We start from the raw sequence: 15,215 nt of genomic DNA, 5'->3' as shown, positions 1-15,215 counted from the left end.
ATGCCGTTCGGACGGCGACGCAACCGGATCGACCGCAGCCTGCGCGAGCGCGGGGTGCCGCCGGAGCCGCAGCACAAGGTCCGCGAGGTGGCGGAGACCACCGGCCCGTGGGACGCCGCGGACGCCCCCGACGACGGCACCCCGCGCATCGACCTCGGCTCCCTGCGGCTGCCCGCCGTCCCGGGCACGGAGCTGCGGGTGGACGTCAACGCCCAGCAGAAGGTCATCGGCGCCACGCTGCGGTACGGCGACTCGCTGCTGCAGGTGGCGGTGTTCGCCGCGCCGCGGGCCGGCGGCATCTGGGACGACGTCCGCGCCGACCTGGCCCGCAGCGCCTCAGGCCAGGGCGGGTCGCTGCACGAGGTCGACGGGCCGTTCGGTCCGGAGCTGGCCGGCTTCGTGCGGGCCAACCCGCCGGCGCAGCCCGGTCAGCCGGCCCCCGCGCCGGTGCGCCGTCCCGCCCGGTTCGTCGGCGTCGACGGCCCCCGCTGGTTCCTGCGCGGCATGATCAGCGGCCCCGCGGCGGAGCGCCCGGAGGCCGCCGCCGCGCTGGAGCAGGTGTTCCGCCAGATCGTCGTCGTCCGCGGGTCCGCGCCGATGCCGGTCCGCGAGCCGCTGCCGCTGACCCTCCCGCCGCAGGCCGCGGCGCAGCTCGCCGCCCAGCAGACCCCCCGCCCGCCGGGGGCGCCACCGTCCCCGCCCGGCGCGTGAGGGCCGTCCGCACCGCCTACGGGTCGCACCCCGACCAGTTCGTCGAGCTGACCCTGCCCGCGGGGACCGGCCCGGCGCCGGTGGCCCCTGCTCCCGTCGTGGTCGTGCTGCACGGCGGCTTCTGGCGGGCGGCGTACGGCGTCGAGCTGGCCCGGCCGCTGGCCGCGGACCTGGCCGCCGCCGGCTTCGCCGCGGTCGCCGTCGAGTACCGCCGGGTCGGGGCCGGCGGCGGCTGGCCGGCCACCCTGGAGGACGTCGCCGCGGCCCTGGACGCGCTCCCGGACCTCCCGGACGGCGACCGGCTCGACCTCTCCGGCGTCGCGGTCGTCGGGCACTCCGCCGGTGGGCACCTCGCCGCGTGGGCCGCCGGCCGGCCGTCGCTGCCCGCGGGCGCGCCGGGCGCGCGACCGCGGGTCCGGGTGGCCGCGGCCGCGCTGCAGGCGGGCGTGCTCGACCTGGCGCGCGCGGCGGCGCAGCGGCTGGGCGACGGGGCGGTGCAGGACCTGATGGGCGCCGAGCCGCAGCAGGCGCCCGAGCGCTATGCGGCGGCCGACCCGGTGGGGCTGGTCCCGGCCGGCGTCGACCTGTTGTGCGTGCACGGCACCGGGGACACGACCGTCCCGGCCGAGCAGAGCACCCGCTACGCGCGGGCCGCCGAGGCGCGGGGCGTGGCCGTCGACGTGCGGCTCGTCGCCGGTGACCACATGGTCCTGATCGACCCGGCGGGGGCGCCGTGGGCACTGGTCCGCGACTGGCTGCGGTCGCGCGCCGGGGTGCGCTCCGGCAGCTCTACGCTGGATCCGTGACGCAGACACGCCAGGGCGGTTGGTTCACGCGGACGCTGCAGCGGCTGACCGCCGACGACCAGGCCATCGACGCCGAGGAGCTGCGCGCGGGGTCGGCGAACGCCGGCTGCGAGGCGGTCAGCTCCTGTCGCAAGGGGGCCGTGGTCACCGTGACCGGCCGGCTGAAGTCGGTCGTCTACACGCCGCGGGAGACGGTGCCCACCCTGGAGGCCGAGCTGTTCGACGGCTCCGGGTCGGTCACCCTCGTGTGGCTCGGCCGCCGGCGGATCCCCGGCATCGAGCCCGGCCGCACGCTCACCGCGCACGGCCGCTTCGCCTCCTTCGACGGGCGGCAGGTCATCTACAACCCCCGGTACGAGCTGAGCGCCGGGTGACGGCTGCGCCCGAGGGGGACGGGCGTCGCGGTCCGGCACCGTCCGGGGACGACGCCGCGGCCGGGCCGCCCGGCGTGGCCTTCGACCGCCACCTGGTCCTGGAGCAGCTCGGCGGCTGGCGCGGCATGCTTGACGCCACGCTGCCCACCGTGGCGTTCATCGTGGCCAACTCGCTGGCCGGGCTGCGCGCCGGCATCGGGGCCGCGCTCGGCGCCGCCGTCCTGCTCTTCGGGCTGCGCCTGGTGCGCCGGGAGAGCGTGCAGCAGGCCGTCAGCGGGCTCTTCGGCGTCGCGATCGCGGTGGCGATCGCCGCGGCGTCGGGGCAGGCCCGCGACTTCTTCGTGCCGGGCCTGATCCGCAACGCCGCGCTGGGCGTGGTGCTGATCGGCTCCATCGCCGTCCGCTGGCCGCTGGTGGGCGTGGTCGCGGAGTTCCTGGCCCCCAGCCACCTGGGCTCCATGGCGTCGCACTCGCTGCCGGGCCTGCGCCGCCGGATCGACCGGGTCAACGCCACGCTGCACCACCGGCCACCGCCGCACCCCGCGACCGGCGCGCGCCCGGCCGACCCCGCGCCGGAACGGCACTGGCGCGACGACCCGCGCATGGTGCGCGCCTACTCGTGGCTGACGCTGATGTGGGGCGTCGTCTTCCTGGTGCGCGTCGCCGTCCAGTGGGTGCTCTACCGTGCCGACGAGGTGGAGCTGCTGGGCACCGCCTCGCTGCTGCTGGGCCTGCCGGTCACCGCCGTCGAGGTCGTGGTGACCCTGTGGGTGGTGTCCCGGCTGCACCGGCACCGCGCGGACGTGGCCGACCCGCCGGCGGAGGCCGGCGGCGAGCGTCCCGCCGCGTAGCCGGGCTCAGAGGGGCTGCGTGGCGGCGAGGACCTGCTGCAGCTGCTCCTCGACGTCGGCGTGGGTGATGAACAGCAGCTCGTCACCGACCTCGAGCGGCTCGTCCGGGGTGGGGGTGATCACCCGGTCGCCGCGCAGGACGGCGGTCAGCACCGTCTCCCGCGGCAGGGGCACCTCGCGCAGCGGCTTGCCGGCCCACGGGGTGTCCTCGGCGAGGGTGATCTCCACCAGGTTCGCCGCGCCCTTGCGGAAGCTCATCAGCCGGACGAGGTCGCCGACGGTCACCGCCTCCTCGACCAGCGCGGCCAGCACCCGCGGGGTGGAGACGGCGACGTCGACGCCCCACGCCTCGGTGTAGAGCCACTCGTTGCGCGGGTCCTTGACCCGGGCGACGACGCGGTTGACCGCGAACTCGGTCTTGGCCAGCAACGACACGACGAGGTTGGCCTTGTCGTCACCGGTGGCGGCCACGACGACGTCGCAGGTGGCCAGCTGCGCCTCCTCGAGGGAGGAGACCTCGCACGCGTCGGCCTGCACCCACTCGGCGCCGGGCACCGCCCGCGTGCGGACCTTGCGGCCGTCCTTCTCGATGAGCATCACGGCGTGGCCGTTGGACAGCAGCTCCCCGGCGATCGAGCGCCCCACGGCGCCCGCGCCCACGATCGCGACCCGCATCAGTGTCCCCCTCCGGTGGGGCCCTGCTCGACGACCTCGTGCACCCGCGGGGTGATCTCGTCGGTCGAGGCGACCACGAGCTGGTCGCCGTCCTGCAGCACGGTGCCCGCGGTGGGCAGCTGGGCCCCGCCGTAGCGGACCAGCCAGGCTGCCCGCGCCCCGGAGGCGGCCTCCAGGTCGGCCAGCCGGCGCCCGACCCAGGGCTCGGTGACGGTGACCCGCATGAGCAGCACCTGCCCGGTCGGCTCGCGCCACAGCTCGCTGACCTTGACCGAGAGCAGCTCGCGCAGCAGCCGGTTCACCGTCCACGGGACGGTCGCGACGCTGGGGATGCCCATCCGCTCGTAGACCTCGGCGCGCTTGGAGTCGTAGATGCGGGCGACGACGTGCTGGACGCCGAAGGTCTCCCGCGCCACCCGCGCGCTGATGATGTTGGAGTTGTCGCCGCTGCTCACCGCGGCGAAGGCGCCGGCGGAGTCGATGCCGGCGTCGAGCAGTGTCTGTCGGTCGAAGCCCAGGCCGGTCACCTGGCGGCCGCCGAAGTCCGGGCCCAGCCGGCGGAACGCCTCGGGGTCCTGGTCGATCACGGCCACGCTGTGGCCGACCTCCTCCAGCCGGCGCGCGATCGCCGACCCGACGCGGCCGCAGCCCATCACGACCACGTGCACGGAGAACTCCCCAGAGGTGCGGTGCGCGGGCGTCGTCCCGCCCGCGTGTGTCCGGCCGCGAAGCTACACCCGGCCGCCCGCCGGGCCGCGGTCCGCAGCGCCACAACTCACTCTCCCGGCGGGGGCGGGAGGGCTCCGCGCGTCCGTACCATCGCCGCCGTGCCGACCTTGTCCGACCTCGGACAACTCCCGAAGCGCCTGGTCCTGGGCCGCCCCGTCCGCAGTGACCGGCTGGGGGAGTCCCTGCTGCCCAAGCGCCTGGCGCTGCCCATCTTCGCCAGCGACCCGCTCTCCTCCGTGGCCTACGCCACGCAGGAGATCCTCATCGTGCTGACCCTGGCCGGGACGGCGTTCCTGTTCCTCGCGCCCTGGCTGGCGATCGCCGTCGTCCTGCTGCTGGGGACCGTCGTCCTCTCCTACCGCCAGGTGGTGCGGGCCTACCCCTCCGGCGGGGGCGACTACGAGGTCGCGATGAAGAACCACGGGCAGTTCGCCGGCCTCATCGTGGCCAGCGCGCTGCTGGTGGACTACGTGCTCACCGTGGCGGTGTCGGTCGCCGCCGGCACCGACAACATCATCTCGGCGTTCCCGGCGCTCGACGAGCACCGCGTCGCCATCGCCGTGGGCCTGGTCGCGCTGCTGGCCGCGGCGAACCTGCGCGGGCTGCGCGAGTCCGGCCGCACCTTCGCCCTGCCGACCTACCTGTTCATCTCCGGCATCATGGTGATGGTCGTCACCGGGCTGGTCCGGCACCTGTTCGGCGCCGGCCTCGACGCCGAGAGCGCCGGCTACTCGATCACCCCCGAGCCGGGTTTCGAGCAGCTCACCGGCCTGGCGCTGGTCTTCTTCGTGCTGCGCGCCTTCGCCTCCGGGTGCACCGCCCTCACCGGGGTGGAGGCGATCGCCAACGGCGTCCCGGCGTTCAAGCCGCCGAAGAGCCGCAACGCCGCCACGACGCTGGCGCTCATGGGCGCCATCGCCGCGACGATGTTCTCCGGCGTCACCGCGCTGGCCCTGGCCGCCGACGTGAAGTACGCCGAGCACCCCTGCGACCTCGTGGGCTTCACCGCCTGCGCGACCGAGCCGCAGCGGACGGTCGTCGCGCAGGTCGCCGCGGCGGTGTTCGGCGGGCCCACCTCGCCGGGCTTCTTCTACATCCAGGCGGTGACCGCGCTGGTCCTCATCCTGGCCGCCAACACCGCGTTCAACGGCTTCCCGCTGCTGGGCTCGGTGCTCGCCCAGGACCGCTTCCTCCCCCGGCAGCTGCACACCCGCGGCGACAAGCTCGTCTACAGCAACGGCATCCTGCTGCTGGCCGGCTTCGCCGCGCTGCTGATCGCCGCCTTCGGCGCCGACGTCAACCGGCTGATCCAGATGTACATCGTGGGCGTCTTCACCAGCTTCTCGATCGGCCAGTGGGGCATGGTCCGCCACTGGAACCGGGAGCTGCGCACGCAGACCGACGCGCAGGCCCGCCGCCGCATCCGCCGCTCGCAGGCGATCAACGCCGTCGGCGGGACGCTCACCACGGTCGTGCTCCTGATCATCGTCGTCACCAAGTTCACCCACGGGGCGTGGCTGGTCCTGCTCGTGATGCCGGTGCTCTTCCTGCTGATGAAGGCGATCAACCGGCACTACTCGCACGTCGCCGAGCAGCTGGTGCCCGACACCGACTCGCGGATGCTGCCCAGCAAGGTGCACGCCGTCGTGCTGGTCTCCAGGGTGCACAAGCCGACGCTGCGGGCGCTGGCCTTCGCCCGCGCCACCCGGCCGGACCACCTGACCGCGCTCACGGTCAACGTCGACGACGCCGAGACGCGGGCGCTGCAGCAGCAGTGGGAGCGCTACGACATCCCCGTCCCGCTGACGGTGGTGGAGTCGCCGTACCGGGAGATCACCCGGCCGGTCGTGGACTTCGTCAAGTCCATCCGCCGGGACAGCCCGCGGGAGCTGGTCGTCGTCTTCGTGCCGCAGTACGTCGTCGGCCACTGGTGGGAGAACGTGCTGCACAACCAGAGCGCGCTGCGGCTGCGCGCCCGGCTGCAGTTCCAGCCCGGCGTGATGATCACCTCGGTGCCCTGGCAGCTGGAGAGCTCGATCGGCCGGGAGGACGCCGGCCTGCGCGCGACCGGCCCGGCGCCGGGCGACATGCGCCGCGGGCTGAGCGACGAGCCGGAGCAGACCCCGTATGGCTGAGCGCCGGCCCCGCGCGCACGCCCCGCGGCCGGACCGGGGCCTGGGCTGGACGGGGCGGGAGTTCGAGGTGACCGTCGGCGCGGTCGCGCACGGCGGGCACTGCGTCGCCCGGCACGAGGGGCGGGTCGTGTTCGTGCGGCACGCGCTGCCCGGCGAGCGGGTCGTCGTCCGGGTCACCGAGGACCGCCAGCCCGGCTTCTGCCGCGCCGATGCCGTCGAGGTGCTCGAGGCCGCCGCCGACCGCGTGGAGCGGCCCTGCCCGTACAGCGGCCCTGGGCGCTGCGGGGGCTGCGACTGGCAGCACGTCCGGCACGAGGGGCAGCTGCGGCTCAAGGCCGCGGTGGTCCGCGAGCAGCTGACCCGGCTGGCCGGGCTGCCCGGGGACGACGCGGTCGTGCGGGACCTCACCGTCGAGGCGCTGCCCGGCGGGCCACTGCGCTGGCGCACCCGCGCCCGGTTCGCCGTCGACCGGACCGGGGCGCCGGGGCTGCGCCGGCACCGCTCCCACGACCTGGTGCCGCTCGACGACTGCCCGATCACCGTGGTCCCGGCCGCGCGCGCCGTCCTGGACCGCCGCTGGCCCGGGGCCGGCGCGGTGGACGTGGCCGTCGACTCCGCCGGCACGGTGACGACGACCCGGCTGGACCGGCGCGGCAAGCCGCAGTCGACGCGGGTGCTGCGCGCGGGGGAGGACGTTCCGGCCGAGCCCGCCGGGCGGGCCGCGCGGACCGCCGCCGGGCGGGACTGGGAGGTCGAGGGCACCGGCTTCTGGCAGGTGCACCCGGCCGCCGCGGACGCGCTGACCGACGCGGTGGCCGGGTTCGCGGCGGTCCGGGTGGGGGAGACGGTGCTCGACCTCTACGCCGGGGCGGGCCTGTTCGGCGGCGCGCTCGCGCCCGCGGCGGGGCCGGCGGGACGGGTGGTCTGCGTGGAGGCCGACGAGGCCGCCTGCGCCGCCGCCGAGGCCAACCTGGCCGCGCTGCCGCAGGCCGAGGTCTGGCAGGGCGAGGTGGACGCCGAGGGGCTCGCCGGGCTGCTCGCCGAGCTCGGCGGCGCCCCGGACGTCGTCGTCCTCGACCCGCCGCGGGCCGGGGCCGGTGCCGCGGTGAGCCGGGTGCTGGCCGCGGCCGGGCCGCGCGCGGTCGTCTACGTCGCCTGCGACCCGGCCGCACTCGCGCGCGACGTCGCCGCCTTCTCCGAGGGCGGCTACCGGCTCACCGGGCTGCGCGGCTTCGACGCCTTCCCGATGACCGCGCACGTGGAGTGCGTGGCGCTGCTCGAGCGCGCCTGACCGGCCAGGTCAGTCCCGGCCGCGCTTGCGGCGGTCGCGCTCCTCGTCGTCCTCGGCCTCGGCCGTCGTGGCCTCGGCGGCCTCGGTCGTCGGCGCCGCCTCCTCCGTCGGCGTCGACTGTGCCGCGGAGGTCGAGGGCAGGGTCTGCGGGATGACGGGGACGACGGGCACGAGGGCCGGCGCGGACGGCGTGGGGTCGGCGGGGGCCGGTGGGGCGGCGGCCGCGACCTGCGGAGCAGCGGCCTGCGGAGCAGGAGCCTGCGGGACCGGGACCTGGGCCTGGGGAACCGGGGACGCCGCGGTCGAGGGGGATGGGGCGGCCGCCGGCGTCGGGACCAGCGCCGGAGCGGGGGCCGGCGGGCCCGCGGCGACGGCCGGAGCGGGGACCTCGGCGGCGGGCGCCGTGGCCTCGCCGCCGGCGGGGGCGTGGGCGGGCGCGGGCACCGGGTCGCCGCTCTCGGCGGCGCGGAGGGCGTTCCCGACCTCGCCGGCGTACGCGGCGTCCCCGATCTCACCGGCGCGGACGGCGTCCCCGACCCCGGCGGCGGACCCGTCGGCCGCGCTGTGGACGGCCGCGCTGCCGGGCCCGGGGGCGCCACCGTCGTCCGCCGCGATGGCACCCAGCCCGGCGGCCATGCCGATGAAGGAGAGCATCCCGAGGGCGGTGGCCGCGTACCGGGGCGGCTGGGAGGCCCTGGTGCGGGTCTTCGACGGGCGGAGCATGCGGGCGGTCCCCTCGGCGGGTGCGTGCGGTGGCTGGCGAGCGGCTGCGAGACGGTTCGCACACTCAGTGCACTGGTCCGGACGCTCATGGTGACGGTATCCCGGGTCGCGCCGTGACGGAAGGGTCCGGACGGAACCGGATCGGCCGGTCCGGGGCGGGACCGGGCGACCGGCTACCGTGTCGATCGTGACCACCTGGGAGTACGCCTCGGTCATCACGGCCAATGACGCGCAGTCGCAGCGGGCAGGGGTGAGCGTCAAGCTCCCCGGCGGACAGCTGGAGCGCCAGTCCGGGGACACCAGCTCGGTGCTGAACCGGCTCGGCAGCGAGGGCTGGGAGCTGGTCAACTACCACTCCAGCGGCGCCGGCACCTGGGGCTTCGAGCAGTTCTGGCTGAAGCGCCCCACCTCCTGACCCGCACGGTCCTCCCGGCGAGATCGGCGGTCTCGCACGGATTCCGCGCGCCCCCGCTCGGCGAGATCCCCATCGCGGCGCTGACCGGCACGGCGGGTCGAACGCGTGTTCGATCGATGCGGCAGACTGGCGCGGTGGACGCGACGCTGCCGCCGGGCTGGCCCGCCGCCGTGCGGCCGCCCGGCGCACCGGACTGGGAGCTCACCGCCGTCGCCTGGCTGTTCGACCTGGTGCCGCCGGACTACCGGGCGCACGAGGTGCTGCGCCGCTACCCGGTGCTGCTCGCCCGCTTCGCCCGGGACCACGTGGCGGCCGGGCTGGAGGCGGCCCGGGCCGGCTGGCGCACCGTGCGGGTGGAGCTGGCCGACGACCTCCCGGCCGACGCGATGGAGGCGGCGATCGCCGCCTACGAGCGGGAGGGTGCGCGGCTGGCCTCGGCCGCGCGCGGGGTGGACGCGGTGGCCGGTGCGCTGCGTGGGGAGCGCTGGGTGCCCCGGCTGTGAGCCTGCATCCGGGTGCGGCGCTCGACCGGAAGTGCCGCTGAGACGCGGTTACAGTTGGTCGGCGGCACTCGCGACGCCGCACCTGCCGCCGATGGAGAGGACGCACCCCCCTCGTGTCGCTCCTGCGATCGCTCCGCACCCCTGACGACCTGAAGGCGCTCCCGGCCGAGCAGTTGCCGGCCCTGGCCGCCGAGATCCGCGATGCGTTGGTCACCAGCGTGGCCCGGACCGGCGGGCACCTCGGGCCCAACCTCGGTGCGGTCGAGCTGACCATCGCCCTGCACCGGGTGTTCGACTCCCCGCGCGAGCCGATCGTCTTCGACACCGGCCACCAGAGCTACGTGCACAAGATGCTCACCGGCCGGGTGGAGGACTTCCAGCGGCTGCGCCAGCGCGGCGGCCTGTCCGGCTACCCGAGCCGTGCCGAGAGCGAGCACGACTGGGTGGAGAACAGCCACGCCTCCACGTCGCTGTCCTACGCCGACGGGCTGGCCAAGGCCTTCGCCGTCCGCGGCGAGCAGCGCCCCGTCGTCGCCGTCATCGGCGACGGCGCGCTCACCGGGGGCATGGCCTGGGAGGCGCTGAACAACATCGCCGGCGCCCAGGACCGCCCGGTGGTCATCGTGGTCAACGACAACGGCCGCTCCTACTCGCCGACGATCGGCGGGGTCGCCGACGCGCTGGCCACGCTGCGGCTGCGCCCGGGCTACGAGCAGGCGCTGCTGCAGGTGCGCCACGCGCTGCAGCGCGCCCCGGTGGTCGGCTCGGCGCTCTACGACGCGCTGCACGCCATCAAGAAGGGCCTCAAGGACGTCCTCTCGCCGCAGGGCATGTTCGAGGACCTCGGCCTGAAGTACCTCGGCCCGGTCGACGGGCACGACATCCGGGCCATGGAGTCCGCGCTGCGCCGGGCCCGTTCCTTCGGCGGTCCAGTCATCGTGCACGCGGTCACCACCAAGGGCTTCGGCTACCCACCGGCCGAGACCGACCAGATCGACGCCTGGCACGCCACCGGCGTCTTCGACCCCGACAGCGGGGCCAGCACCGTCAGCGCCGGCCGCGACTGGACGACGGCCTTCTCCGACGAGCTGGTGCGCATCGGTGCGGAGCGTTCCGACGTCGTCGCGATCACCGCGGCGATGCTGCACCCGACGGGCCTGGCCGCCTTCGCCGAGCGCTTCCCGGAGCGCACCTACGACGTCGGCATCGCCGAGCAGCACGCGCTCACCTCGGCCGCGGGCCTGGCCATGGGCGGGCTGCACCCGGTGGTCGCGGTCTACTCGACCTTCCTCAACCGGGCGTTCGACCAGCTGCTCATGGACGTCGCGCTGCACCGCCAGCCGGTCACCGTCGTCCTGGACCGGGCCGGCGTCACCGGCAGCGACGGCGCCTCGCACAACGGCATGTGGGACATGTCGATCCTCTCCGTCGTCCCCGGGCTGCGGCTGGCCGCGCCGCGTGACGAGCCGACGCTGCGGGAGGCGCTGCGGGAGGCCGTCGAGGTGACCGACGGGCCGAGCGTCGTCCGATTCCCGAAGGGCACCCCGCCGGTCGACGTCCCGGCGCTGGAGCGGCGCGGGCCGGTCGACGTGCTGCGCCGCGGGGATCGGCAGGAGGTGCTGCTGGTCGCCGTCGGCTCGATGGTCCCGATGTGCCTGGCCGCCGCCGACCGCGCCACCGACCACGGCATCGAGGTGACCGTCGTCGACCCGCGCTGGGTGCTGCCGGTCGCGCCCGAGCTGGTCGACCTCGCGGCCGCGCACCGGCTGGTGGTCACCGTCGAGGACGGCGGCCGGGCCGGTGGCGTGGGCACCACGCTGAGCCAGGCGCTGCAGGACCGCGGGGTCGACGTCCCGCTGCGGGCGCTGGGCCTGCCGCAGGCGTTCCTCGAGCACGGCAGCGTCGGCCAGGTGCTGGCCGACGCGGGCCTGACCGAGCAGGACGTCGCCCGGCGGATCGCCGAGTGGACCGCGGTGCTCGCGGAGCGCAGCGAGGGCAGCGTGGCCGAGGTGGTCGAGGAGCGGCCGTGATCGCCGAGCTCCAGGTGGCCCCCTCGCCACCGGGTACCGCCGACGACCCGCACGCGTACGTCGAGGCCGCCGTCCGGGTCATCCAGGCCTCCGGGCTCCGCCACGAGGTGGGCGCCCTCGGCACGACCCTCGAGGGGGACGACGACGCCGTCTGGGCGACCCTGCGCGCGGCGCACGAGGCGATGCTGGCCGCCGGCGCGACGAGCGGGCTCTCGCACGTCAAGATCGCCTCGGTGGCCCGCACGATGGAGAGCCTCACGCACAAGTTCCGGTGACCGCCGGGAGCGAGGACCGCTGATCTGCCGCCGGCCTCGGCGCCGTCCTGGCTCACCGTCGTGCCTCCTGGCTCACGGTCGACGGTGAGCCAGGAGGCCGCACGATCAGCTCAGCTGATCACGCGTGGCGGCCGGGTCGGTTCAGTGGCTGTGCCCGTGGCCGTGCGAGTGGCCGTGGGTGTGGTGCCCGGCGCCGGCGTGGTCGTGCTCCTCCTCCGGCGCCTCGACGACGGCGGAGTCGGTGGTCAGCACCATCGCGGCGATCGAGACGGCGTTGCCCAGCGCGGCCTTGGTGACCTTCACCGGGTCGATGACGCCCTGGGCGGCCAGGTCGCCGTACTCGCCGGTCGCGGCGTTGAAGCCCTGGCCGACACCGGCCTCGCGGACCTTGGCCACCACGACCTGGCCCTCGAACCCGGCGTTGTCGGCGATCCGGACCAGCGGGGCGTCCAGCGCCCGGCGGACCACACGGGCACCGGTCAGCTCGTCACCGCTGAGGTCGAGGGAGTCGATCGCCGCGGCCGCGTGGACCAGCGCCGAGCCGCCACCGGGGACGACGCCCTCCTCCACCGCGGCGCGGGTGGCGGCGATGGCGTCCTCGATGCGGTGCTTCTTCTCCTTCATCTCGACCTCGGTGGCCGCGCCGACGCGGATCACGCCGATGCCGCCGGCGAGCTTGGCCAGCCGCTCCTGCAGCTTCTCGCGGTCCCAGTCGGAGTCGGTCGCCTCGATCTCGCGGCGGATCTGCGCCACCCGGTCGCCGATGGCCTCACCGGTGCCGCCGCCGTCGACGATCGTCGTGTCGTCCTTGGTGACGGTGACCCGGCGTGCGGTGCCGAGCACCTCGAGGCCGACCTGGTCGAGCTTGAGGCCGACGTCCTCGCTGACCACCTGGCCGCCGGTGACGACGGCGAGGTCGGTCATGAACGCCTTGCGGCGGTCGCCGAAGTAGGGCGACTTGACCGCGACGACCTTGATCGTCTTGCGGATCGAGTTCACCACGAGGGTGGACAACGCCTCGCCCTCGACGTCCTCGGCGACGATCAGCAGCGGCCGGCCGCCCGTGGACAGCACATTCTCCAGCAGCGGCAGCAGGTCGGCCAGCGCGCTGATCTTGCCCTGGACCAGCAGCACGAGGGCGTCGTCGAGGACGGCCTCCATCGCCTCCTGGTCGGTGACGAAGTAGGGCGAGAGGTAGCCCTTGTCGAACTGCACGCCCTCGGTCACGTCGAGCTCGGTGGAGAGGGTGTTGCTCTCCTCGACCGTGATGACGCCGTCCTTGCCGACCTTCTCCATGGCCTGGCCGATCAGCTCACCCACCTCGGCGTCCTGCGCGGAGATGGTGGCCACGCCGGCGATGGCCGCCTGGTCGGAGACCGGGATGGCGACCTCGTCGAGGGCCTGGGTGACCGCGTCGGCGGCGGCGCGCATGCCGGCGCCCAACGCCGTCGGACTGGCGCCCGCGGCGACGTTGCGCATGCCCTCGTGCACCAGGGCCTGGGCCAGCACGGTGGCGGTGGTGGTGCCGTCGCCGGCGACGTCGTTGGTCTTGGTGGCGACGTTCTTGGCCAGCTGGGCACCGAGGTTCTCGTACGGGTCCTCGAGCTCGACCTCGCGGGCGATGGTCACGCCGTCGTTGGTGATGGTCGGTGCGCCGAACTTCTTGTCGAGGACGACGTTGCGCCCGCGCGGGCCGAGGGTCACCTTGACCGCGTCGGCGAGCTTGTCCACGCCGCGCTCGAGCGAGCGGCGGGCGTCCTCGTTGAACTTGATGATCTTGGCCATGGGGCCCTTCCGATCCGGGAACGACGGGGTGGGACGACGACCGCCCCGGGACCCGGTCAGTTCGGGTCGCCGGGGCGGTCGTGTGGGTGCCTAGCGGGGAAGTGCGGTCACTTCTCCACGACGGCGAGCAGGTCGCGGGCGGAGAGCACCAGGTACTCCTCGCCGGCGTACTTGACCTCGGTGCCGCCGTACTTGGAGTAGATGACCACGTCGCCGACGCTGACGTCGAGCGGGACGCGGTTGCCGTTGTCGTCGACGCGACCGGGGCCCACGGCCACGACCGTGCCCTCCTGCGGCTTCTCCTTGGCGGTGTCCGGGATGACCAGGCCGGAGGCGGTGGTGGTCTCGGCCTCGTTGGCCTGGACCACGACACGGTCCTCGAGCGGCTTGATGTTGACCTTGGTAGCGGTCGTCACGAGGTGACGCCCCCTTCGGGATCGGACGGCTGGTGGGTCGTGCACTGATGCTGTGGCACGGTGCTGCGGAGCCTGCCGTCGCGGGGGTCAGGCACCGGATGCCCGTGTCGATTGGCACTCTACCCAGGAGAGTGCCAGCCACTCAACCGGGTCCCCTGAGCCGGTGACGCGCCCGTGCGCCACCCTGTCCTGCGTGTCCGACGACGCGCTGGGGCAGCTCCGCTGGCTGCGCACCCCCGAGGGGACGGCGGCCGCGGCGCGGGCCGCCGCGCTGCTCGCCGAGGGCACCGACCTGCTGACCGGCCTGGCGCGGCTGCGGGCGGAGGTGGGGCCCGAGCACGCCGGCCCGGCCTGGGAACTGGCGCGGCTGCGCGCACGGGCGCGGCCGGTGTTCGGCGCCGACGCCGACGTCCTGCTCCTCACCGCCGACACCCTCGAGCAGGCCGGCCGCCCGGCGCTGGCGGCCCGGCGGGCGCAGCGCCTGCTGTCCGGGGAGGCGGGTGGGTGGGGCCTCGACAGCGTCGTCGACCTCGGCTGCGCCTCCGGCACCGACACCGTCGCACTGGCACGGGCGGGGGCCACCGTGCTCGCCGTCGACACCGACCCCGTCGCCCGTGAGCTCACCGCCGCGAACGCCGAGGCGCTCGGGGTGGCCGACCGGGTGTGGGTGGTCGCCGGCGACGCCGTGGAGCTGGTCGACGCGGCGCGCGGCGGCGAGGTGGCCGGCTGCGGCGCCGCGGTCCTCGACCCGGCCCGGCGGGCAGGGGGACGGCGGCAGCTGGACCCCGACCGCTGGTCGCCGCCCTGGTCGACGGTCGAGGCGCTGCTGGAGAGGGTGCCGCACGCGGTGGTGAAGGTGGCGCCGGGCCTGGACCACGAGCGGGTGCCGGCCGGGGTGGAGGCCGAGTGGGTGTCGGCCGGCGGCTCGATCGTCGAGGCGCTGCTGTGGGGCCGCGGGGTCTCGACGGTCCGGCGACGGGCGTCCCTGGTGCGCGACGGCGCGGTGCTCGAGCTGACCGCGGACGCCGACCCCGGTCCCGCGCCGTCCGGACCGGTGCGCGGGTGGCTGCACGAACCGGACCCGGCCGTCATCCGCTCGGGCCTGGTGTCGCTGGTCGCCGCCGACCTCGGCGCCACGCTCGTCGACCCGACGATCGCCTACCTGACCTCCGACACCGGGACCGACAGCCCCTGGGTCTCCTCGTACCGGGTCGACGAGGTGCTGCCGTTCAACCTCAAGAAGCTGAAGGCGCTGCTGCGCGCCCGCGGCGTCGGCCGGGTGGTGGTCAAGAAGCGCGGCTCGCCGATCGAGCCGGAGACCCTCGCCCGGCAGCTGCGCGGCCCGGGCGCGGGGACGGCGACCGTCGTCGTCACCCGGGTCGCCGGCACCCCCACCGCCCTGGTGTGCGACGTCCGCTGAGGTGGGGGTGGGGGGGGGGCGGGCCGCCGGCGGGGGTGGACGACGCACGGGCTGGGGCGGGGGGCACCCCCGCCGG

Annotated in this window: 16 protein-coding genes; 11 read left to right on the top strand and 5 right to left on the bottom strand. The window is 75.5% G+C overall.

What is annotated here, in order from left to right; all coding sequences use genetic code 11:
- Genes ACI78Z_RS15815 through ACI78Z_RS15800 form a run of 4 tightly spaced genes read left to right on the top strand, consistent with a single transcriptional unit; the run spans window position 1 to window position 2,742 of the window.
- Complete coding sequence (locus ACI78Z_RS15815; protein WP_457037490.1) at window positions 1–711, top strand: DUF3710 domain-containing protein; 711 nt, start codon at window positions 1–3, stop codon at window positions 709–711.
- Window positions 708–1,517 carry an alpha/beta hydrolase family protein gene (locus tag ACI78Z_RS15810; RefSeq protein WP_457037489.1) on the top strand — a complete coding sequence of 270 codons (810 nt, stop codon included), beginning with the start codon at window positions 708–710 and terminating at the stop codon, window positions 1,515–1,517. The genes ACI78Z_RS15815 and ACI78Z_RS15810 overlap by 4 nt, the downstream gene beginning before the upstream one ends.
- Window positions 1,514–1,891, top strand: coding sequence for an OB-fold nucleic acid binding domain-containing protein (locus ACI78Z_RS15805; RefSeq protein ID WP_457037488.1), 378 nt, complete (start codon window positions 1,514–1,516; stop codon window positions 1,889–1,891). Before ACI78Z_RS15810 ends, ACI78Z_RS15805 begins: the two co-directional genes overlap by 4 nt.
- Window positions 1,888–2,742, top strand: a complete 855-nt coding sequence (locus tag ACI78Z_RS15800) for a DUF3159 domain-containing protein (RefSeq protein ID WP_457037487.1) — start codon at window positions 1,888–1,890, stop codon at window positions 2,740–2,742. Before ACI78Z_RS15805 ends, ACI78Z_RS15800 begins: the two co-directional genes overlap by 4 nt.
- A gap of 6 nt (window positions 2,743–2,748) precedes the next feature.
- On the opposite strand, the gene ACI78Z_RS15795 is transcribed toward ACI78Z_RS15800, so the two are convergent.
- Window positions 2,749–3,417 carry a potassium channel family protein gene (locus ACI78Z_RS15795; RefSeq protein WP_457037486.1) on the bottom strand — a complete coding sequence of 223 codons (669 nt, stop codon included), beginning with the start codon at window positions 3,415–3,417 and terminating at the stop codon, window positions 2,749–2,751.
- Complete coding sequence (locus tag ACI78Z_RS15790) at window positions 3,417–4,085, bottom strand: potassium channel family protein (RefSeq protein ID WP_457037485.1); 669 nt, start codon at window positions 4,083–4,085, stop codon at window positions 3,417–3,419. Before ACI78Z_RS15790 ends, ACI78Z_RS15795 begins: the two co-directional genes overlap by 1 nt.
- Before the next feature lie 159 nt (window positions 4,086–4,244).
- Here ACI78Z_RS15790 and ACI78Z_RS15785 point away from each other — a divergent pair, with 159 nt between their 5' ends.
- The gene (locus ACI78Z_RS15785; RefSeq protein ID WP_457037484.1) at window positions 4,245–6,281 is read left to right on the top strand and encodes an APC family permease; all 2,037 of its coding nucleotides are present in this window, start codon (window positions 4,245–4,247) and stop codon (window positions 6,279–6,281) included.
- Complete coding sequence (locus ACI78Z_RS15780) at window positions 6,274–7,572, top strand: class I SAM-dependent RNA methyltransferase (RefSeq protein WP_457037483.1); 1,299 nt, start codon at window positions 6,274–6,276, stop codon at window positions 7,570–7,572. The genes ACI78Z_RS15785 and ACI78Z_RS15780 overlap by 8 nt, the downstream gene beginning before the upstream one ends.
- Before the next feature lie 9 nt (window positions 7,573–7,581).
- On the opposite strand, the gene ACI78Z_RS15775 is transcribed toward ACI78Z_RS15780, so the two are convergent.
- Entirely contained in the window at window positions 7,582–8,295 is a 714-nt protein-coding gene (locus ACI78Z_RS15775) for a hypothetical protein (RefSeq protein WP_457037482.1), read from the bottom strand.
- Window positions 8,296–8,482: 187 nt separating this feature from the next.
- Between ACI78Z_RS15775 and ACI78Z_RS15770 the strand changes: the two genes are divergently transcribed.
- From ACI78Z_RS15770 to ACI78Z_RS15755, 4 genes are all read left to right on the top strand, one after another.
- Complete coding sequence (locus ACI78Z_RS15770) at window positions 8,483–8,710, top strand: DUF4177 domain-containing protein (RefSeq protein ID WP_457037481.1); 228 nt, start codon at window positions 8,483–8,485, stop codon at window positions 8,708–8,710.
- Between the two features lie 134 nt (window positions 8,711–8,844).
- On the top strand, window positions 8,845–9,213 hold the full coding sequence (locus ACI78Z_RS15765) for a hypothetical protein (RefSeq protein ID WP_457037480.1): 369 nt from the start codon (window positions 8,845–8,847) through the stop codon (window positions 9,211–9,213).
- A gap of 113 nt (window positions 9,214–9,326) precedes the next feature.
- On the top strand, window positions 9,327–11,243 hold the full coding sequence (gene dxs / locus ACI78Z_RS15760; RefSeq protein WP_457037479.1) for a 1-deoxy-D-xylulose-5-phosphate synthase: 1,917 nt from the start codon (window positions 9,327–9,329) through the stop codon (window positions 11,241–11,243).
- Window positions 11,240–11,518 (top strand): thiamine-binding protein, encoded by a 279-nt coding sequence (locus tag ACI78Z_RS15755; protein ID WP_457037478.1) that lies wholly within the window; start codon window positions 11,240–11,242, stop codon window positions 11,516–11,518. The genes dxs and ACI78Z_RS15755 overlap by 4 nt, the downstream gene beginning before the upstream one ends.
- A gap of 141 nt (window positions 11,519–11,659) precedes the next feature.
- Here the strand turns inward: ACI78Z_RS15755 and groL are convergent, their stop codons facing one another.
- The gene (gene groL, locus ACI78Z_RS15750) at window positions 11,660–13,303 is read right to left on the bottom strand and encodes a chaperonin GroEL (protein ID WP_457037477.1); all 1,644 of its coding nucleotides are present in this window, start codon (window positions 13,301–13,303) and stop codon (window positions 11,660–11,662) included.
- A 107-nt stretch (window positions 13,304–13,410) separates the two neighbouring features.
- A complete protein-coding gene (gene groES, locus ACI78Z_RS15745; protein ID WP_089303764.1) occupies window positions 13,411–13,719 on the bottom strand; it encodes a co-chaperone GroES in 309 nt (102 codons plus the stop codon).
- A 193-nt stretch (window positions 13,720–13,912) separates the two neighbouring features.
- On the opposite strand from groES, the gene ACI78Z_RS15740 reads away from it, so the two are divergent.
- On the top strand, window positions 13,913–15,139 hold the full coding sequence (locus ACI78Z_RS15740) for a class I SAM-dependent methyltransferase (RefSeq protein WP_457037476.1): 1,227 nt from the start codon (window positions 13,913–13,915) through the stop codon (window positions 15,137–15,139).
- Window positions 15,140–15,215 lie beyond the last annotated feature (76 nt).

Source organism: Geodermatophilus sp. SYSU D01176 (genome assembly GCF_054050015.1).
Note: the sequence above shows the minus strand (reverse complement) of the source record. Positions and strands in the feature narration are given on the sequence as shown.

What these genes read in the sequence shown, in the direction of transcription:
- ACI78Z_RS15780 (WP_457037483.1), top strand. Translation starts at nt 6,274, where the DNA reads ATGGCTGAGCGCCGGCCCCGCGCGCACGCCCCGCGGCCGGACCGGGGC.
- groL (WP_457037477.1), bottom strand. Translation starts at nt 13,303, where the DNA reads ATGGCCAAGATCATCAAGTTCAACGAGGACGCCCGCCGCTCGCTCGAG.
- ACI78Z_RS15795 (WP_457037486.1), bottom strand. Translation starts at nt 3,417, where the DNA reads ATGCGGGTCGCGATCGTGGGCGCGGGCGCCGTGGGGCGCTCGATCGCC.
- ACI78Z_RS15775 (WP_457037482.1), bottom strand. Translation starts at nt 8,295, where the DNA reads ATGCTCCGCCCGTCGAAGACCCGCACCAGGGCCTCCCAGCCGCCCCGG.
- ACI78Z_RS15815 (WP_457037490.1), top strand. Translation starts at nt 1, where the DNA reads ATGCCGTTCGGACGGCGACGCAACCGGATCGACCGCAGCCTGCGCGAG.